At 70.2% G+C, this 18902-nt stretch carries 21 protein-coding genes; 14 read left to right on the top strand and 7 right to left on the bottom strand.

Annotated features, from left to right (window positions below; translation table 11 throughout):
• Positions 1-5: 5 nt before the first annotated feature.
• The 9 genes from gap to GGQ83_RS01415 all read left to right on the top strand — a co-directional run bounded on the left by gap (position 6) and on the right by GGQ83_RS01415 (position 7693).
• On the top strand, positions 6-1025 hold the full coding sequence (gene gap, locus GGQ83_RS01455) for a type I glyceraldehyde-3-phosphate dehydrogenase (protein WP_184381816.1): 1020 nt from the start codon (positions 6-8) through the stop codon (positions 1023-1025).
• A 145-nt stretch (positions 1026-1170) separates the two neighbouring features.
• Complete coding sequence (locus GGQ83_RS01450) at positions 1171-2364, top strand: phosphoglycerate kinase (RefSeq protein ID WP_184381815.1); 1194 nt, start codon at positions 1171-1173, stop codon at positions 2362-2364.
• 159 nt (positions 2365-2523) lie between these two features.
• Positions 2524-2733: a hypothetical protein gene (locus GGQ83_RS01445; protein WP_184381814.1), complete on the top strand. Its 210-nt coding sequence runs from the start codon at positions 2524-2526 to the stop codon at positions 2731-2733.
• Positions 2734-2892: 159 nt separating this feature from the next.
• Positions 2893-3666 carry a TorF family putative porin gene (locus GGQ83_RS01440; protein ID WP_184381813.1) on the top strand — a complete coding sequence of 258 codons (774 nt, stop codon included), beginning with the start codon at positions 2893-2895 and terminating at the stop codon, positions 3664-3666.
• Between the two features lie 123 nt (positions 3667-3789).
• Positions 3790-4398 carry a hypothetical protein gene (locus GGQ83_RS01435; protein ID WP_184381812.1) on the top strand — a complete coding sequence of 203 codons (609 nt, stop codon included), beginning with the start codon at positions 3790-3792 and terminating at the stop codon, positions 4396-4398.
• 57 nt (positions 4399-4455) lie between these two features.
• Positions 4456-5088 carry a LolA family protein gene (locus tag GGQ83_RS01430; RefSeq protein ID WP_184381811.1) on the top strand — a complete coding sequence of 211 codons (633 nt, stop codon included), beginning with the start codon at positions 4456-4458 and terminating at the stop codon, positions 5086-5088.
• A gap of 63 nt (positions 5089-5151) precedes the next feature.
• Entirely contained in the window at positions 5152-5925 is a 774-nt protein-coding gene (locus GGQ83_RS01425) for a gamma-glutamyl-gamma-aminobutyrate hydrolase family protein (RefSeq protein WP_184381810.1), read from the top strand.
• Positions 5926-6345: 420 nt separating this feature from the next.
• Positions 6346-7032 (top strand): fumarylacetoacetate hydrolase family protein, encoded by a 687-nt coding sequence (locus tag GGQ83_RS01420; protein WP_184381809.1) that lies wholly within the window; start codon positions 6346-6348, stop codon positions 7030-7032.
• 61 nt (positions 7033-7093) lie between these two features.
• Positions 7094-7693: an NUDIX hydrolase gene (locus GGQ83_RS01415; protein WP_184381808.1), complete on the top strand. Its 600-nt coding sequence runs from the start codon at positions 7094-7096 to the stop codon at positions 7691-7693.
• Here GGQ83_RS01415 and GGQ83_RS01410 read toward each other — a convergent pair.
• Positions 7674-8447: an SDR family NAD(P)-dependent oxidoreductase gene (locus GGQ83_RS01410; protein ID WP_184381807.1), complete on the bottom strand. Its 774-nt coding sequence runs from the start codon at positions 8445-8447 to the stop codon at positions 7674-7676. The two genes, GGQ83_RS01415 and GGQ83_RS01410, sit on opposite strands and share 20 nt — an antisense overlap.
• Positions 8435-9697 (bottom strand): capsular polysaccharide export protein, LipB/KpsS family, encoded by a 1263-nt coding sequence (locus tag GGQ83_RS01405; protein ID WP_184381806.1) that lies wholly within the window; start codon positions 9695-9697, stop codon positions 8435-8437. The genes GGQ83_RS01410 and GGQ83_RS01405 overlap by 13 nt, the downstream gene beginning before the upstream one ends.
• A 107-nt stretch (positions 9698-9804) precedes the next feature.
• On the opposite strand from GGQ83_RS01405, the gene GGQ83_RS01400 reads away from it, so the two are divergent.
• The 5 genes from GGQ83_RS01400 to GGQ83_RS01380 all read left to right on the top strand — a co-directional run bounded on the left by GGQ83_RS01400 (position 9805) and on the right by GGQ83_RS01380 (position 14747).
• On the top strand, positions 9805-10182 hold the full coding sequence (locus GGQ83_RS01400; RefSeq protein WP_184381805.1) for a DVU3141 family protein: 378 nt from the start codon (positions 9805-9807) through the stop codon (positions 10180-10182).
• Positions 10183-10989 (top strand): ABC transporter permease, encoded by an 807-nt coding sequence (locus GGQ83_RS01395; RefSeq protein ID WP_184381804.1) that lies wholly within the window; start codon positions 10183-10185, stop codon positions 10987-10989.
• Positions 10990-10998: 9 nt separating this feature from the next.
• Complete coding sequence (locus GGQ83_RS01390; RefSeq protein WP_184381803.1) at positions 10999-11646, top strand: ABC transporter ATP-binding protein; 648 nt, start codon at positions 10999-11001, stop codon at positions 11644-11646.
• 61 nt (positions 11647-11707) lie between these two features.
• The gene (locus tag GGQ83_RS01385) at positions 11708-12973 is read left to right on the top strand and encodes a capsule biosynthesis protein (RefSeq protein WP_184381802.1); all 1266 of its coding nucleotides are present in this window, start codon (positions 11708-11710) and stop codon (positions 12971-12973) included.
• Positions 12963-14747 (top strand): polysaccharide biosynthesis/export family protein, encoded by a 1785-nt coding sequence (locus tag GGQ83_RS01380; protein WP_242534827.1) that lies wholly within the window; start codon positions 12963-12965, stop codon positions 14745-14747. Before GGQ83_RS01385 ends, GGQ83_RS01380 begins: the two co-directional genes overlap by 11 nt.
• A gap of 40 nt (positions 14748-14787) precedes the next feature.
• Here the strand turns inward: GGQ83_RS01380 and yddG are convergent, their stop codons facing one another.
• The 5 genes from yddG to alr are packed head-to-tail and all read right to left on the bottom strand — an operon-like array spanning position 14788 to position 18888.
• Positions 14788-15636 carry an aromatic amino acid exporter YddG gene (gene yddG / locus GGQ83_RS01375; RefSeq protein WP_184381801.1) on the bottom strand — a complete coding sequence of 283 codons (849 nt, stop codon included), beginning with the start codon at positions 15634-15636 and terminating at the stop codon, positions 14788-14790.
• A gap of 4 nt (positions 15637-15640) precedes the next feature.
• The gene (locus GGQ83_RS01370; RefSeq protein ID WP_184381800.1) at positions 15641-16279 is read right to left on the bottom strand and encodes a YciI family protein; all 639 of its coding nucleotides are present in this window, start codon (positions 16277-16279) and stop codon (positions 15641-15643) included.
• Between the two features lie 13 nt (positions 16280-16292).
• A complete protein-coding gene (locus tag GGQ83_RS01365; protein ID WP_184381799.1) occupies positions 16293-17066 on the bottom strand; it encodes an ABC transporter ATP-binding protein in 774 nt (257 codons plus the stop codon).
• Complete coding sequence (locus GGQ83_RS01360; protein ID WP_184381798.1) at positions 17063-17848, bottom strand: MlaE family ABC transporter permease; 786 nt, start codon at positions 17846-17848, stop codon at positions 17063-17065. The genes GGQ83_RS01365 and GGQ83_RS01360 overlap by 4 nt, the downstream gene beginning before the upstream one ends.
• A complete protein-coding gene (gene alr / locus GGQ83_RS01355; RefSeq protein WP_184381797.1) occupies positions 17845-18888 on the bottom strand; it encodes an alanine racemase in 1044 nt (347 codons plus the stop codon). The genes GGQ83_RS01360 and alr overlap by 4 nt, the downstream gene beginning before the upstream one ends.
• Positions 18889-18902: the final 14 nt, after the last annotated feature.

The raw sequence follows: 18902 nt of genomic DNA, 5'->3' as shown, positions 1-18902 counted from the left end.
ATCGCATGCCGGTGAAGGTTGCCATCAACGGGTTCGGTCGTATCGGCCGCCTGGTCCTGCGCGCCATGGTCGAGAGCGGGCGGACGGATGTGGAATGCGTGGCCATCAACGACCTCGGCTCGGTCGAGGCCAATGCCCACCTGTTCAAGTATGACAGCGTGCATGGCCGCTTCGACGGCGAGGTGCATGTCGCGGGCGACAGCATCCTGATCAAGCGCAATGGCCGCACCTATGGCCCCATCAAGGTGTCCGCGCAGCGCGACCCGGCCGCGGTGCCCTTCCAGGGCGTGGACGTGGCGCTGGAATGCACCGGCATCTTCACCAGCAAGGCCAAGGCCGGCGCGCTGATCCAGGCCGGTGCCCGCAAGGTGCTGATCTCGGCGCCGGGCGAGGACGCCGACGCCACCATCGTCTATGGCGTGAACCACAAGACGCTGACCAAGGACATGACCATCGTGTCCAACGCGTCCTGCACCACCAACTGCCTGGCGCCCATGGTGCATGTGCTGCACGAGAAGTTCGGCGTGCTGCGCGGCTACATGGTGACCATCCACGCCTACACCGGCGACCAGAACACGGTGGACACGCTGCACAAGGACCTGCGCCGCGCCCGTGCGGCCGCCGTCTCCATGATCCCGACCAGCACGGGTGCGGCCAAGGCCGTGGGCCTCGTTCTGCCGGAACTGGCGGGCAAGCTGGACGGCACCGCCATCCGCGTGCCGACGCCCAACGTCTCCATGGTGTCGCTGGACGTGAACCTCTCCAAGTCCGGCGTGACGAAGGAGCAGGTAAACCAGGCCATGCACGAGGCGGCCATGGGCCCGCTGAAGGGCATCTTGGCCTATGAGACGGAGCAGCTGGTCTCGGTGGACTTCAACACCAACCCGCACTCCTGCACCTTCGACGCCACCCAGACGCAGAGCCTGGACAATGGCGGCATGGTCCGCGTCATGGGCTGGTACGACAATGAGTGGGGCTTCTCGAACCGCATGAGCGACACGGCGGCCTTGTTCGGTAAGCTTTAACTGCCCTCAAGCGCCGGGCGCGCGCTCCGCGCGCTTGGCTACGCCGCGCGGCTGGTGCGCCGGCCGCGCGGTTGAGTGGGCGGCGCCGGCCGCTTTGCGGCCGGATGCTTCGTTGGCGCGCTGTTCTTGTTCTGTGGAGCTGGTGATGTCCTTTCGCACCCTCGATGCCCTCGACCCGCGCGGCAAGCGCATCCTGCTGCGCGCCGACCTGAACCTGCCGGTCAAGGATGGCCGCATCACCGACATGACGCGGATCGAGCGTCTGGCGCCCACCATCCGCGAACTGGCGGAGAAGGGCGGGCGCGTCATCATCTGCTCCCACTTCGACCGGCCGAAGGGCAAGCGCGTGCCCGAGATGTCGCTCAAGCCCATGCAGGCGGCGCTGGCCACCACGCTGGGCCGCGAGGTCGGCTTCGTGGACGACTGCATCGGCGCCGAGGCCGAGGCCGCCGCCGCCGGGCTGAAGGACGGCGACATCCTCCTGCTGGAAAACACCCGCTACCATGCCGGTGAGGAGAAGAACGACCCGGCGCTGGCCGCCGGCATGGCCAAGCTGGCCGACGCCTATGTGAACGACGCCTTCAGCGCCGCCCACCGCGCCCATTCCAGCACCGAGGGCGTGGCGAAGCTCCTCCCCGCCTATGCCGGCCGCCTGATGCAGGCGGAGCTGGAGGCGCTGGACGCCGCGCTCGGCAACCCGCAGCGCCCCGTGCTGGCCATTGTCGGCGGCGCCAAGGTGAGCACCAAGCTCGACCTGCTGGGCAACATGAGCCGCCGCGTGGACGTGCTGGTGATCGGCGGCGCCATGGCCAACACCTTCCTGGCCGCGCAGGGCCATGGCGTGGGCAAATCCTTGCAGGAGGCGGAGATGCACGACACCGCGCGCTCCATCCTGGAACAGGCCAAGGCCGCCGGCTGCGAGATCATGCTGCCGCTCGACCTCGTGGTGGCCGAGGGCTTCGCCGCCCATTCGCCCAACCGCGTGGTGGGTCTGGACGATGTGCCCGAGGGGATGATGGCGCTGGATGTGGGCCCCGCCACGGTGGAAGCGGTGAAGGCCAAGCTCGCCACCGCGCGCACCCTGGTCTGGAACGGCCCCTTCGGCGCCTTTGAAATCGCCCCCTTCGACGCGGCGACGGTGGCCGTGGCGCAGGAAGCCGCGCGGCTGACCGAGGCGGGCACGCTGCGCAGCGTGGGCGGCGGCGGCGACACCGTCTCGGCGCTGCGCCACGCCGGCGTGAACGAGCGGATGAGCTATGTCTCCGCCGCCGGCGGCGCCTTCCTGGAATGGCTGGAGGGCAAGACCCTGCCGGGCGTTGCGGCGCTTGAGACCCGTTAAGATTTTATCAACACTACAGCTATAAGTTGCTAGAAGGTTAACGCGTGGGCGCGGCAAGCTGCGTCCATGCGGATCAATCGCCTCATCGCCGGCCTTGGGGGCCATCAAGCGCCCCGCCCATTAACCGGATCTTCACGGCTTCGGTGGACAGTGGCGCGCATGATCACCACCAACTCCCTCGCGGCCTTCACCCAGGAGGTCGTTCGCAACCGCCCGGCGCTGGCCCCGCAGGGGACGCGACCGCCCGAAACCGCGGCCGCCGAGCGCGCCGCCCGCCCCGAGCCGGTGGCCGAGCGACGGCTGGAGGCCGTGCCGCCCCAGCCCGTGAAGCCGGGGCCGCGCGGCTCGCTGCTCGACCTCAAGGTCTAAGCGCGGCAATCTGCTCAATCTTTGTGCCTGCTTCGTGGGCATTTTCCATGCATGAGCAGAATTTTACCCTACTTGGGGTTCCGTTTGCTTGTTTTGTTGCCGAACGTCGTGCCTGATTGTTGCGTTGTAGCGACACATGCCCGGCGAAAGGCAAACTCCATGCGAAAGCTTCTCCTGGCCCTCTTCGCGGCCGGCGCCGTCTCCGCCGCCGCGCCCGCGCAGGCCCAGATCCAGCTCGGCGAAACGGGTCTCACCGCCACGGTCACCGGCACCTTCGCCAGCGACTACCTCTTCCGCGGCCTGAGCCAGACGCGCTCGCGCATGGCCTACCAGGCCGGCGCCGAGATCGAGCATTCCTCCGGCCTCTATGTCGGCACCTTCATCTCCAATGTCCGCTTCCTCGGCACCGACGCGCGGCAGGAGGTGGATGTCTATGGCGGCTTCCGCTTCACCGCCTTCGACACGAAGTTCGACGTGGGCGTGATCGGCTACCTCTACCCTGGCTACACCGCGCCGGCCGGCGGCATCGCGCGGCTCGACTTCTGGGAAGGCTACATCATGGCGAAGCGGGAGATCGGTCCCGTGACCCTCTCCGCCGCCTTCCATGCCTCGCCGGATTTCTTCGGCACCTCGGGCCAGGCTTTCCACCTGCAGGGCGGCGTGGACTACGCCACCGGCATCTGGGACGTGACGGTGGCGGGCCGCGTCGGTCACCAATGGATCGAGCGCAACGCGGTCTTCGCCGCGCCCGACTACGCCTGGTGGTCCATCGGCCTCAGCCGGCCCTTCGTGATCCCCAACGTGGGCACGGTGACGGCGACGGTGGCCTACTACCAGTCCTCGATCTCGACGGGCCGCTGCTTTCCCACGGCCACGGGCGGGCAGGATGTCTGCGGCGCGCGCGCCTATGGCAGCCTGTCCATGGCGTTCTGAAACCCGTCGCCATCTGAAACCCCTCGTCTTCTGAAACCGGGGGCGCCGTCGGGCATTGACCCGGCGGCGCCCCCTCCCGCACCCTGGGGCGCAGTCCGAAGGGAGCGACCCATGACCCGCCTGATGCCGCAAGCCGCCCTGGCGGCGCTGCTTCTCGCCAGCCCCGCCTTGGCGCAGGACCGCCCGCAGGCCGTCCCCACCCGCGATGTCACCGTCACCTACCAGGCCCCCCAGGGCGCGGGCGAGGTCCGCATGTCCTGGCTGGCCGCCCGCGGCCTGATGCGGATGGACATGCCCGGCAACCAGGGCTGGATGGTGGTGGGGCCTGAGGCCGGCGGCGGCTTCGTCGTCATGCAGGCCCAGCGCATGATCATGGACCTGCCCCCGTCGCAGGAGGCCGAGGCCCGGCGCTTCGCCCCCGGCCCCAACGCCCGCTTCACGCGCGAGGGCACGGACCGCGTGGCCAACACGCCCTGCACCATCTGGCGCGTGGTCGAGGGCAATGACAGCGCCCGCGTCTGCCTCACCGCCGATGGCGTGACGTTGCGCGCCGAGGCCGTGAACCAGCCCAATTCGCAGATCGTGGCCACCGCCATCGCCTATGGCACGCAGGACCCGGCGCGTTTCCAGCGGCCGCAGGGCTACCAGAGCTTCCAGCTTCCCCCGGGCATGGCCGAGCGCATGCCGCGCGGCACGGCGCTGCCGCCGCCCGGCATGCCCCCCCGGCAGTAACACGCCGTAGCGCGGGCCCCTCTTTCCCCGGGGCCTCCGCGCGCCCACAACAGGGGTATGCAACGCCGCACCCTGCTGACCGGCCTGGCCCTCGCGCCAGGCCTCGCCACCCCCGCCATCGCCCCCGCCTTGGCCCAGGCGCCCGATCGCGCGGCCATCGCCGAGGTCGAGCGCTATTTCAACGGCCTGACCACGCTGCGAGCGCGCTTTTTGCAGATCAGCCAGCAGGGCGGCTCGGCGGAGGGCACGGCCATGATCTGGCGGCCCGGCCGGATGCGCTTCGAATACGACCCGCCCGAGCCCACGCTGCTGATCGCCGCCGACGGGCAGTTCTTCCATTGGGACAAGGAACTGCGGCAGGCGTCCGTCGTGCCGCTCTCGGCCACGCCGCTGGGGCTGCTGTTGCGGAACCCGCTGCGGCTCTCGGGCGACATCACGGTGGAGGCGGTGGAGCGCGGCGCCGGCGTGGTGCGCGTCACCCTGCACCGCACCGACCGCGCGGCGGAGGGCCGCATCCAGCTCGTCCTCGACGAGGCGCCGATGGTCCTGCGGCAATGGGCCGTCCAGGACTCGCAGGGCCGCGTCACCCGCGTGACATTGACCGATATGCGGTTGGGCGAACGCTTCGATCCGTTCCAGTTTGCCTTCAACGACCCCCGATTCCGCGAAGAACTTGAGCAGGCGCGCTGAAAAATTGCGTCCGGGGCGGCCCCATGCCTTGAAACCGCCGCGTGGGCGCGGTTTTCTCTCCTGATGCGAGCATTGGTCGGCATCTCCTGCTGCGTGAAGGCCTTCGGCATCTTCAACACGCCGAACCACGCGGCCTCTGACAGCTATGTGCGGGTGGTGCTGGGCCCGGTGGGCGGCGTGCCGGTGCTGGTGCCGGCGGGCGGCGAGGGATTGGTGGCCGATATCCTGCCGCGACTCGACGGGCTGATCCTGACTGGCAGCCGCTCCAACGTCTGGCCCGGCCATTATGATGGCCCGCCCCACGCCGAAGGCACGCCCGAGGACCAGGAGCGCGACGCCACCACCCTGCCGCTGATCCGTGGCGCCATCCAGGCCGGGGTGCCGCTGCTGGCCATCTGCCGCGGCATGCAGGAGCTGAACGTGGCGCTGGGCGGCAGCCTCGACCAGCGCATCCAGGACCTGCCGCGCCGGATGGACCATTCGACGCCGAGCGACCAGCCGATCCCGCTCGTCCGCACCGGCAAGGCCCATGCGGTGCGCCTCGCGCCCGGCCTGCTGCTGGCGGAACTGGCGGGGCGCCAGGAGGTTCCGGTCAACTCGCTCCACAACCAGGGGGTTCAACGCCTGGCGCCGCGGCTGGAGGCGGTGGGCTGGGCGCCCGATGGCACGGTCGAGGCCGTGCGTGTCCGCGAAGCGCGGAATTTCGCCTGGGGCGTGCAGTGGCACCCCGAATATGACTGGGAACGCGACGAATTCAGCCGCGCCATCTTCACGTCCTTCGGCGCCGCCTGTGCCGAAAGGGCGGCGGCACGCTTCGTTTTGCAGGCGGCAGAATAGGAGTGAGCAGGGCTACAGGTGGAAACCTGTTGGCTTCGTCCCAGCATGGTGCTAAGTTTTCTTAACTGGCGGGGCAACCTGCTGGTGGACGCGCCGGTTTCCCCTACCGGCTCGCCCGACCACTCCGATCGGTAGTGTACTGCACGGGCGCCCGACCACCCCCCTGGTCGGGCGCTTTTGCGTTCTACGCATGCCACCGGGGCTTTCGGCGCCAAGCCGTATACTTGCGTGCAAAACTTCTCATTTCACTCGAAGTCGGGTCAAGCCGGAAAGATTGCCGCGAGCCCGGCCTAATGATGATTTTCGGGCAAGGTGTGACCGGAGACACCGCGAATCCGCGCCCGGCCCGGTTTCTGACCGCGGCGAACCGCTCTAGACCGAAGGCGCAACGCCCCACCGTCATGTCCGGGAGCCCCCGTCTTGCCGCAATACGTCCTCACCCCGCCCGCCATCGCCGCCATCCCCGTCCAGGGCAGCGACGCCATGTTCCCGGTGCGCCGCATCTTCTGCGTGGGCCGCAACTACGCCGAGCACGCCATTGAGATGGGCAGCGACCCGACGCGCGAGCCGCCCTTCTACTTCACCAAGCCCGCCGACGCCGTGGTGATCAACGGCGCCGACATGCCCTACCCCTCCATGACCAAGTCCCTGCACCACGAGATGGAGCTGGTGGTCGCCATCGGCACGGGCGGGTCCAACATCGCGGTGGCCGATGCGCTGAAGCATGTCTGGGGCTATTGCGCGGGCCTCGACATGACCCGGCGTGACCTGCAGAACGAGGCCAAGAAGACCGGTCGCCCCTGGGACATGGGCAAGGGCTTCGACCACTCCGCCCCCATGGGCGCCCTGATGCCCGCCGGCAGCTTCGACCCCTCCAAGGGCAAGATCGAGCTGAAGGTGAACGGCAAGCAGCGCCAGGTGAGCGACCTCTCCAAGCTGATCTGGTCCGTGCCCGAGGTCATCGCCAATCTTTCCGAACTCGTGGCGCTCGCCCCCGGCGACCTCATCATGACCGGCACGCCCGAGAATGTGGCGGCCGTGGAGCGCGGCGATCTGCTGGAAGGCTATGTCGAGGGCGTGGGCGAGGTCCGCACCCGCCTGGTCTAAGGCGGGCCTGGTCTGATCCGCGCGGTTGCGGAACAACCCCGCGCCGTGCCAGGGAGGCGCCGTGCCTGACGACGCCCCCCTCCCCGAGGGCAGCCCCTGGACCACGCTCGGCTCCCGCACGCTGCTCGATGACCGATGGATCCGCCTGCGGGCGGACCATCTCCGCACCGCCACCGGGCATGAGATCTCGCCCTGGTATGTGCTGGACTATCCCGACTGGTGCGCCGTGGTGCCCCTGACCGCGGATGGCCTTGTGGTGATGGTCCGGCAATGGCGCCACGCGGCCCAGTGCTGGAGCCTGGAACTGCCCGGCGGCGTGATGGACGCGACCGATGCGGACCCCATCGCCGCTGGACGGCGGGAATTGCTGGAGGAGACGGGCTTCGGCGGCGGCGAATGGCGGGGGCTGTTCGCCGGGCCGCCCAACCCCGCCATCCAGACCAACCGGCTGCATGTGGTGCTGGCCACCGGGCTGCACCGCCTGGCCCCACCCGTCCCGGAACCCGGCGAGGCCATCCGTGTGGAACTGCATGACCCCGCCAGCCTGCTGGCCGCCCTGCCGCGCGGCGCAATGGGCCAGGCCATGCATGTCGGCGCGTTGATCCTGGGCCTGCAGGCGGCGGGCTGGCTCCGCTGCGAGGTCACTCCGCCCGGATCGTGAAGCGCAGCACCCGCGCCGCGCGGTCGTTCAGCGGCGCGGGCAGCAGGGCCAGCAGCCGCAGCAGCCAGCCCAGCGGGGCGGGGATGATGGCGCGCCCCCGGCCGCGGCGGATGGCGCGGGCGATGCGCGCGGCCATCGCCTCCAGCGGCAGTTTGCCCGGATGGGCGCCCTGGAAACGGTCGCTCATCTCGCTGGCGAAAAAGCCCGGCGCCACGCAGGTCACCCCCACGCCGAGGGGCGAAAGCCGCGCGCGCAGCGCCTCGCCATAGGCCCAGAGCCCGGCCTTGGAGGCCGAATAGGCCGGGCTGTCCGGCAGCCCCTGGAAGCCCGCCACCGAGCCGATCAGCACCACGCGCCCCGCCCGCCGCGCCACCATGCCGGGCAACAGCGGCTCCACTGTATGGATGGCGCCCATGAGGTTCACGCCCAGCACGCGCTCGGCGCTGGCCCAGCCCTCCAGCCCGCCATCGGGGCGCGTGCCGCCGGTCACGCCAGCATTGGCGATGACGAGGGTGAAGGGGTGCGCCGCCTCCCATTCCGCCAGGATGGACGCGAGGCGGGGCGCGTCGCGCACGTCGCAGGTGGCGGTGGCAACGGTGGCGTCGCGCGCCGTGCAGTCCTGCGCCACCCGCGCCAGCGCCACGCCGTCCCGCGCCAGCAGGCAGAGATGCGCGCCGGGCGCGGAAAATTCCCGCGCCAGCGCCGCCCCCAGCCCGCGCGAGGCGCCGGTGATGAGGATGTTCAGCGCTGCCAAAGCCCGAAATGCCGCACCTGACGCAGCAGCCAGCCCTGCGGCCGCCACCACAGCCGGTCATAGAGGCGGCGCCCCGTGGGCAAGGGCGGCCAGGCCTCGTGCTGACCCAAACGGTCCAGCAGGGTCTCGGGTGGGCAGGGCAGGCCGGTCACGGGGTCCGTGTAGCGGGGGTAGAGCAGCAGGGCGCCGGCCACCAGCGCATCGAGGCTGAGGGGTCGGCCACGGCGGGGCGGGGGCTTGCGGTCGGTGGTCAGCCCCCAGCCGGCATAGAAGGGCTGCCCATAGGTGGTGACGCGAAGGCCCCGCAGCAGCGCCTCGAAGCCGGCCAGGCTGGTGAGGGTATGCACCTCCTCCACCTGGGCGAAGAGGGTCGCGATGTCGCCTTCGGGCAGGAAGACGTCGGCGAATGCCAGTGCCTCGCCCCGGGTGACGTAGCCGCGGCGATAGCCCGTCTGCACGTCGGGATGCGGCCGATAGGCGATCCAGGCGGTGGGATTGGCGGCGCGCACCGCCTCCAGCAGTTCGAGGTTGCGGCGGATGCCGGCACCCCCCAGCCGGACGGAGGCGTCATCCTCCACCTGGCCCGGCACCAGGATGCGCGGGCGCCCGCCCGCCGCCTCCGGCACCTGCGGCCGCGGGCCGCCGCGCAGGTTGTACTTGGTCAGCCCGAGCGCCACGATGCGCGCGCGAAAGGCCCGCGCGCGTTCCAGCAGGTCCGGCGGGAAGTCGGTGTTGGTGAGGATGCGCTCCAGCAGGCTCTGCGCCCCCGGGTCGTAATGCGGCGCATAGGGGTCCACGCAGAGCGAGCCCGCGGTGACGAAGTTCACCCCCAGCCCGACCGAGCGCACGAAGCCATCCTCCACATGCAGCAGCGGCACGCCTGCCGCGGCGCAGCGGGCCGCGAAGCCGGGGGGCAGGCGGGTGGCCCAGGCGGCGATGGCGCCCTTGCGGGTATGGCGCAGGGCCAGCGCCAGCGCCGCCTCGGCCGAGGCGGCGAAGGGCGGCGCGCCCGCCGGCCCCGTGAAGGCCTCGCGCATGGCGCCCTGCTTCCAGCGGTCCATCCCGACCAGCGCCGCCACCTGCGCGTTCTCGGCCGCGCGGTCGTACCAGAGTTCGCGCAGCAGCTCCGCGCCGCCCGGCGGAAGGGGGCGGTCCGAGAAGGGATCGGTCCAGCCGCCCTCGGGGTGTGGCCGCAGCGCGGCCCGCCATGCCTCCGGCATTTCGGTCAGGGCGGAGACGGGCTGCAGCATGCGGCGGGGCCTGCCTTTCAGCATTTGCGGAGGGCGCTGCGCCGATATATGACTTCGGACCGACGCTCGGCCAGCCCGACCGCGTTCCTTTCATAAGGAAAGTACCGTTGCGGACCTCCGTTCTTCCCCTGCTGCTCGTCGCGGGCCTTCTTTCCGGTTGTGGAACCAGCGCGGCCCGCTTCCTGCCGCTGGACTTCAGTGGTTCCCAGGCCGGCAACCCGGCGGTGGGGCCTGGTGGCGTCGCCGCGGTGGCGCAGCCCGAGGATCCGTTGTCCCTTTTCGCCGCTTCGGCCCGCCCGGGGCAGCCCGGCACGGTGCAGGGCCAGCCGGCCCGGATCGTGCGGGTCTACAATGCGGCCAGCGGGCGTGAGTGCCGCGAAGTCCTGCTGGGCTCTGGCACCACGGAGCGCACGGCGGTCGTCTGTCGCACGCCGGAGGGCAGCTTCGTGGCCGCGCGCCCGCTGCTGCGGGGGAGCGCGCGCTAGGTGGCATTGCAGCCCACCATCGTCGAGGATCGCAGTTTCGGCCGCGCCTTGAAGATACAGCTGGGCGTTCTGGGCGCATTGATGATGCGCGACCTGCACACGCGCTATGGGCGGCGCAATGTCGGCTTCATCTGGCTTTTCGTGGAGCCGGCCCTGCTGGGCGTGTTCGTGGCCGGCATGCGCGTGCTGCGGGAGAGCATGGTGCCCGGTGGGCTGAACATCATCGGCTTCGCCGTCATCGGCTACGTGGTCTTCTACGCGTTCCGCAGCATCGTGAGCCGGGCGCCCTCCGCGGCCGAGCAGAACGAACCCCTTCTCTGGCACGCCCGCGTCACCCTCGAGGACGTGATGATCGCGCGGACCCTGCTCGAGACGGGTGCGGTGACGATGGCGACCATCGTCTTCCTGATCGGCATCGGCATCTACTTCGGCGATTGGCCGACCAGCTGGGTGCAGATGGGCATCGGCATCATCATGATGGCGCTGCTGGGGCATGGCGTGGCGCTGATCGTGCTCGCGCTGACCCGGTTCGGCGTCTCGGTGGTGGAGCGCATCGTCCACCCCGTGCTCTACATCTCCATCGTCTTCACCGGCGTGTTCTACATGGTCTGGTGGATGCCCTACCAGTTCCAGCGGATTACGCTGATGCTGCCGATCATCCACATCTTCGAGTTCATCCGCGAGGGACAGTTCGGGCCCGGGCAACCCTACCATTATGACCTGGGCTATGTCTGGATCTGGATCATCCTGCTCAACGTCTATGGCGGCTTCGCCCTGCGCCGCGCCAAGCCGCATCTCGAGGTGTGAGGGCCTGCCGTGTTGAGGCTCACCTCCGTCCGCAAGACCTTTGTCGATGACGGCCTGGTCCGGGAAGTGCTGCGCGGCGTGAACGCCACCTTCCAGGTGGGCGACACGGTGGGCATCCTGGGGCGCAACGGCGCGGGCAAGTCCACGCTGATGCGGATCCTGGCCGGGGTGGAGAAGCCGAGCTCGGGCCTGATCGAACGGCACATGTCGGTCTCCTGGCCGCTGGGCTATTCGGGTGGCGTGCACCCCGCCCTGACCGGGGCGGACAATGCCCGTTTCATCGCCCGCATCTATGGCCGGCCCACGGAGTGGACCGTGGATTTCGTGCGCGACTTCGCCGAGCTGGACGAGGAGATCCATGCCCCGGTGCGGACATATTCCTCCGGCATGAAGTCGCGCCTCAGTTTCGCGCTGTCGCTGGCGGTGGATTTCGACTGCTATCTGCTGGATGAGATCACCTCCGCCGGCGATGCGCGGTTCAACGCGAAATGCCAGCAGGCGCTGCTGTCACGCCGACGCCGCAGCGCCTTGATTTTGGTGTCGCACAATGCCGATACGGTACGGACTTTCTGCCGCTATGCGGCGGTATTGAACGGGGGTAGATTGTACTTCCATGAAAATATGGACGAAGCTTTCCGCGTCTACGAGCAACTCTAGCGCGGGTGGCTCTGGTTCGGGCGGTCCCCGTTCGGCCAGCCCCCGTTCGGCTGGTTCTGGGATGGGCACGGCTGACGCGCGGACGGCGGGTGCGGGACCGCACCCCATCCCGCTGAAAGGCCTGCGCGCGCAGCCAGCGATGAGCGGCGCGGCGGGGCGTTTGTCCCGTGGCCGCCCGCCGGGCATCGACCTGGGTTTCCCGGCCGGCACCATGGCCGCCGACACGCCCCGGCGTCGCCTGGGCGCGATATTGCGGCAATATCCCTACACCTTCGCCGTGATCCTGCCGACGTTGTTGGCGGCGCTGTACTTGTTCTTCTATGCGACTCCACAATACATCTCGGAGAGCCGCTTCCAGATCAAGACCCAGTCCAGCATGACCGGGACGCTGGGTGTGGACATGCTCAGCGGCCGCGCCGGCATCGGGTCGAGCGAGAGTGAGAATGCCGTGCGCGACCACCTGCTCTCGCACGACGCGCTGCGCGCCGTGCGGGAGCGGATGGACCTGGTCGCGGTGTTCCGCCCCCCGCAGGCGGATATCTATTCGCGCCTGTGGTGGTCCAACCCCACGGCCGAGCGTCTGCTCGACCATTTCCGCCACCAGGTGCGCGTGGTCCCGGACGCCTATACGGGCATCGTCACCCTGACCGCGCGGACCTATTCCCCCGGGGAAAGCCAGGCATTGGCCAACAACCTGCTCCAGATCGGGGAAGAGTGGGTCACGCGCGTCAATCAGCGCATGCTGGACGAGACGCTGCGCGCCTCGCGCGAGGTGGTCGAGCGTGCCGAGCGCCGGGTGACCGAGTCCGCCACGGCCGTGACGCAGTTCCGCCAGCGTGAACTGGCGCTCAACCCGACGCGCTCGGCCGAAATGGCGGTGGGCAACATCGGCGGGCTGGAGGGCGAAGCCACCCGCCTGCGCTCCGAACTCCAGCAGGCGCAGGCCTTCACGCGGGCCGACGCCCCGTTGATCCAGAACCTGCGCAGCCGCATCGCGGCCATCGAGACCCAGATCCGCGAGGAGCGCGCGCGTCTGTCCAATGCCGACCAGGGCGTGACCCAGCAGGTGGCGGGCTTCGAGCGCCTGGTGCTGGAGCAGGACCTGGCCAATCGCGGCCTGGCCGCCGCCATGGCCGGGCTGGAGACCGCCACGGCCAACGCGCAGCGCCAGCAGATCTTCCTCCAGCGGGTGGTGGAGCCGAACTATGCCGAGCGCTCGCTCTATCCGAAGCCCGTGCTGTTTACCGGCTATGTTTTCGCCGGGCTCTCGCTGGTCTATGGGCTATTGTGGCTGTTGGTTGCCGGGGTGAGAGAACATGCGTCTTGAGTGGAATTTCCTGGCGGCGCTGTCCGTCTGCCTGATCACGGCCTCGGGCGCCTTCGCCCAGGCGGGGATGACGACCCAGCAGTCGGCGCAGCAGCGTGCGCTGCAGGGGCAGGCGACGCAGCAGGGCGCGCAGCAGAGGCAGGCAACAGCGCCGGGCGCCGCCGCGGTGCAGGGGCTGATGCTCGGCGCGCAGCCAGGCGCCACGGGCACGGCCCGCGCCGGCACGGAGACCGAGGCCGAGGCGGGGGCCGGCATCACATTGCCGCTGGGCGAGGCCATGCGGCCCGCGGGGCTGCCCATGGCGGTGTTCGGCGCGGCGCTGTTCACCGGGACCGCCACCTCGACCTCCGATGTGCCCAATCCGAACTACATCCTCGCCATCGGCGACCGGCTGAACGTGCGCGTCTGGGGCGCGGTGGAGGCCGAGGTCTCTGGCATCGTGGACCCCGAGGGCAATTTCTTCCTGCCCAATATCGGTCCCGTGCGCGTGGCCGGCACCCGGGCCGGTGACCTGCAGTCCACCATCGAGAACGAGCTTCGCCGCACCTACACCCAGCAGGTGCAGGTCTATGCCGTGCTGGTCTCGGCGCAGCGAATCGGCGTCTTCGTCACGGGCTTCGTCCGCATGCCGGGCCGGTTCAGCGGGTCCGCGGCCGACAGCGTGCTGGAATTCCTGGTGCGCGCCGGCGGGGTGGACCCGACGCGCGGCAGCTACCGCGACATCACCGTCATGCGGGGTAACCGCAACGTGGCGACGGTGGACCTCTACCGCTTCCTGATCGACGGCCGCCTGCCCACGCTTCGCATGCAGGATGGCGACACGGTGCTGGTGGGCCGGCAGCGCGCCCTGGTGGGCGCCACCGGCGCGGTGCGGAACAACTTCCTCTTCGAGGTGCCCGGCCGCGTGATGTCGGGGCGCGAGCTGACGGAATATTCGCGCCCGCTGCCCGCCGCCACCAACGCCGTGATCCAGGGCAGCCGCGATGGCCGCCCCTTCTCGCGCTATGTCAGCCTCAATGACTTCCAGCGCGTGACCCTGACGGACCAGGACACCGTCACCTTCATCACCGACAGCCCCGCCCAGACCATCCGCGTGACGGTCGAGGGCAGCCGCATCGGTCCCTCCGTGCTGGTGGCCGACCGCGAGGCGACGCTGTGCCAGGCGCTGGACTACATCGCCGTGGACCCGACCCTGGCCGACACCTCCAGCGTCTTCCTGCTGCGGACCAGCGTGGCCAACCAGCAGCGCCGCGCGCTGAACGAGGCGGCCGATCGGCTGGAACGCCAGCTCTTCACCGCCATCTCCCAGACCCAGGGCGTGGCCGCCATCCGCAACACCGAGGCGCAGCTGGTCTCGACCTATCTCCAGCGCGCCCGCACCGCGACCCCCGACGGCCGCGTGGTGGTGATGGACAGCCAGGGCCGCTGCGGCGCCCTGCGCCTGGAAGAGGGCGACGTGATCGTGATCCCGGAGCGGAGCAACACCGTCTTCGTCTCGGGCGAGGTGGGGGCGCCGCGCTCCATCATCTGGCAGCCCAACCTGCGGGCGGAGGACTACATCGCGCAGGCGGGTGGCTTCAGCGAACGCGGCAGCGCGAGCAACCTGCTGATCCGCCGCCCCTCGGGCGAGCGGGTGGTGGACACGCGCGCGGCGCTGCGCCCGGGTGACGAGATCATCGCGCTGCCGCGCCTCGATCCGCGCTACCTGCAGCTGGGTATGGACCTGACGCAGATCGTGTTCCAGACGGCGCTGGCGGCCCGGGCGTTCCAGTAGCGGGGCCTTCCAGTAGGGGGTCCAGTAGGCGCCAACCGCGTCAGCGGGCGGTGGCGGCCAGCCAGCCGCCGCCCGCCACCAGCAGCAGCGCGATGCCCAGCGTGGCGGTGAGGGCGCCCTCGCCCGCCACGGCCAGCAGCAAGGTGGAAGCCACGGGCACCGCATAGGCCAGCGTGCCCAGCAGACGCGGGTCGCCGCGCTTCATCCCCGCATCCCAGAGGAAGAAGGCCAGGCCCACCGGCCCCAGCCCCAGCAGCAGCGTGGCCAGGGCCTGGGCGGCATCGGGCCAGACCGTCGCCTCGAAGCCCAGATGCGCCAGCGCCGCCAGCAGCGCCGCGCCGCCGCAAAACCCGGCCACCGCCTCGGTCGGTACGGCGGAGAGGCGTTGCGCCGTCACGGAATAGAGCGCCCAGACCACCGCGCAGCCGATGGCGCAAAGGAAGCCCAGCCACACGCTGGCCGGCGCGCCGGCCGAAAACCCCGCGCCGCCGCCCAGCAGCAGCACGCAGCCCGCGAAGCCCAGCGCCACGCCCAGCAGCCGCCGCGCCCCCAGCCGCAGCCCCAGGATGGGCGCCGAGAACAGCACGATCAGCAGCGGCCAGAGGTAGTTCAGCAGGTTCGCCTCGATGGCCGGGGCCATGGCGAGGGCCGCGAAATACAGCGCGTGATAGCCGAACAGCCCGCCCACCCCATGCGCCCAGGCGATGGGGCTCTGGCGCAGCGCCGAAAGCCGCCCGCGTGCCGCCACCACGGCGATGCCCGCCATGGCGGCCACCGCGAAGCTCATGGCCGTGAGTTGCAAGGGCGGAATGCCGGCCGCAAGCCTGGAAAGCAGCCCCAGGAAGGCCCAGAGCGCCAGCGCGCCCACCCCCAGCAGCGTGGCGTTCATGGCCTCAGGCCGGCGCGCCCGGCAGGGGGTGGTAGGGCAGGGGGGCGAAGCGCGTGGGGTAGAAATCCATTTTCCCCCAGACGCCGCCGGTCACATAGGGGTCCTCGGCCCAGAAGGCGCGGGCCTCCGCCACCGTGGCGTGGCGGGTGATGGCGATGCTGCCCACCATCTCGCCCTTCGCGTCCAGCAGCGCGCCGCCGCAGGCCAGGGTGCCGTCCTCGGCGAAGGCGTGCACGCGGTCGAAATGGCCGGGGCGGGCCGCGGTGCGGCGGGTGGCGGCGCCCTCCTGGTCCTCGGCCACCAGCACGCAATGGGTCATGGCGCTGGGCATGGGGCCGGAGGGCAAGGGCTGGTAGGGAAGGGGGGCGATGCGGAAGGGCCGCATCTGGTAGGAGAGCCACACGCCGTCGCGCGCGAAGGGCTCCTCCATCAGGTATTCGCGGGTGCCGAGTTCGTCCTCGCCGCCCAGGATCATGACGGAGCCGGCGACCGAGCCATCCTCGCGGAACAGCGGCACGGCCAGGTTGAGACGCCCCGCCTCCGCCCAGCGGGAGATCACCTTGAGGTGCCGGTCGCGCGCGGCGGCGCGGCGGGCGGGGGCCTCGGCATCCTCGCCGTCCCAGCCCAGGATCACATGGCCCATCGAACGCCCTCCGTTACCGCCGCAGCTCCATCTGGATCGGCCCCTCGCGCTCGCCATTGGCGAACTGGTCCACCATGGCGTTGCCCGTGTGGCCCAGCGCCTCGGCATGGCCGGCCCAGATGATGCGGCCCTTGTGGATCATGGCCGCATGGTCGCCGATGCGGCGCGCGCTGGCCATGTCATGCGTGATGGAAAAGGCGGTGGCGCCCAGCTTCTCCACGCAATCCACGATCAACCCGTCAATCACCGCGCCCATGATGGGGTCGAGGCCGGTGGTGGGCTCGTCGAAGAAGATGATGTCGGGCTTGGAGGCGATCGCGCGGGCCAGGGCCACGCGCTTCTGCATGCCGCCCGAAAGCTCGGAGGGGGAAAGGTCGCCCACGCTGGCCGCCAGGCCCACCTGCGCCAGCACCTCGGCCGCGCGGTCGCGCGCGGCGCGGCGGGTGATGCGGTTCTGCGCCAGAAGCTTGAAGCAGACGTTTTCCCAGACCGGCAGGCTGTCGAACAGCGCCCCGTTCTGGAACAGCATCCCCGTGCGGTCGAGCAGTTCGGCGCGGTCGCGGCGGGAGAGGCGCGTCACGTCGCGCCCGTCAATCTCCACCACGCCGTCATCGGGCGGGATCAGCCCCAGGATGCACTTGATGGTGACGGACTTGCCCGAGCCCGAGCCGCCCAGCAGCACCATCGAATGCCGCGCCGCGACGTCGAGGTCCACGCCGTCCAGCACCACCTTCTCGCCGAAGGATTTCCGTAGGCCCCGGAGCCTGATCTTGAGGTTCGCGCTCACCGGGAGAAGAACGCCTGGGTCAGCACATAGTCGAAGGCCAGGATCAGGATGGAGGCCGCCACCACCGCCTTCGTGGTCGCCTTGCCCACGCCCTGCGCACCGCCCTGGCTCTGGTAGCCATACCAGCAGCCCATCAGCGTGATGAGGAAGCCGAAGACCCCGGCCTTGATGAGGCCGCTGATCACGTCCATCGCCTCCAGCACGTCCCAGCTGCCGCTGAGATAGGCGGGGCCGGCGAAGCCGAGGCTCAAGGTCGCCACCAGGAAGCCGCCCATCACGCCCAGCGTGTTGGCCACCACCACCAGCAGCGGCAAGGCCAGCGTGCCGGCCAGCAGCCGCGGCGCGACCAGGTATTTCATCGGTTCGGTGGAGAGGGTCCGCAGCGCGTCGATCTGGTCGGTGACGCGCATGGTGCCGATCTCGGCCGCCATCGCCGCGCCGACACGCCCGGCCACGATCAGCCCGGTGAGGACCGGCCCCAATTCGCGCGTGATGGAGAGCACCACCACCGAGGCCACGGCACTTTCCGCGTTGAAGCGGGCGAAGCCGGTGTAGGTCTGCAGCGCCAGCACCATGCCGGTGAACAGCGCCGTCAGCGCCACCACGGGCAGGGAGAAATAGGCGATCTCGACGAAATGCCGCAGGAATTGCCGCGGCCCATAGGGTGGGCGGAACAGCTGGGCCAGGGCATTGGCGGCGAAGATCACCAGCGCGCCCACATGCGCGCTGGCGCCCATCACCGCGCGGCCGAGCCCGGCCACAATGTCGATTGGTGCGGTCATGCCGGCAGATAACGCCTTGTGTAGCGCGCACCAAGCGAGGTCAGCACCTCGTAGCCGATGGTGCCGGCCAGCGCCGCCACCGCATCGGCATCCTGCGCGGGGCCCAGCACCTCGACCGTCTCGCCCACTTGCGCGGCGGGGATATCCGTCACGTCATAGGTGGTGAGGTCCATGGAGACGCGGCCCACCAGCGGCGCGCGCTGCCCATGCAGCACCCCGAAGCCCTGGCCCGACTGCGCGCGCAGCCAGCCATCGGCATAGCCGAGTGCCACGGTGGCGATGCGGGTGGGGCGCGCGGCCGTCCAGCCGGCGCCATAGCCCACCGTGGCCCCCGCGGGGATGTCGCGCAGCTGCAAGATGGGCACCTCCAGCCGAACAACGGCTTCCATGGGGTTCGGCTGCCCAGGGATAGGGTTGATGCCATAGAGGGCGCAACCCGGCCGTGCCAGGTCGCTGACGAATTGCGCCCCCAGGAAGAGGCCGGAGGAATTGGCCAGGCTGCGGGGCAGGGTCGGCAGCCGGGCGCAGGCGGTGGCGAAGCGTTCGGCCTGCAACCCATTGAGAATATGGGAGGCTTCGTCCGCGCAGGCCAGGTGCGTCATCACATAGCGCAGGCGAAGCGCAGCCATCGGCGTGGGGTCGGCGGCCAGCGCGTCCAGCTCCGACGCATCGAGGCCGAGGCGCGACATGCCTGTATCCAAGTGCAACAGGCCTTCACCCCCCGCATGGGCGCGCAGGTCATCAAGGCTGTTCAGCACGGGCGTGAGGCGCGGGTGGGCGCCGGGCGCGAAGCCGTTCAGCACGGCCACCATGGGGAGGGGGCCGATCGCGTCGCGCACCGCCTCGCCCTCGGCGGGGTGGGCCACGAAGAAATGCGCGCAGCCGGCGGCGTGCAGGGCCTGGGCCACGGGCACGGCGCCCAGCCCATAGCCATCGGCCTTCACCACGGCGGCGACGGCGCCGGGGGCGTGGCGTTCGCAGAGGCGGCGCCAGTTCCGCACCACCGCGCCGAGATCCACCGTCAGCAGGCCTTGTTCCATCACCCGTCCGATCT

Source organism: Roseococcus suduntuyensis (assembly GCF_014196305.1).
In the GTDB taxonomy this organism is placed as follows: Bacteria; Pseudomonadota; Alphaproteobacteria; order Acetobacterales; family Acetobacteraceae; genus Roseococcus; species Roseococcus suduntuyensis.
This window is presented reverse-complemented; position numbering and strand designations above follow the sequence as displayed.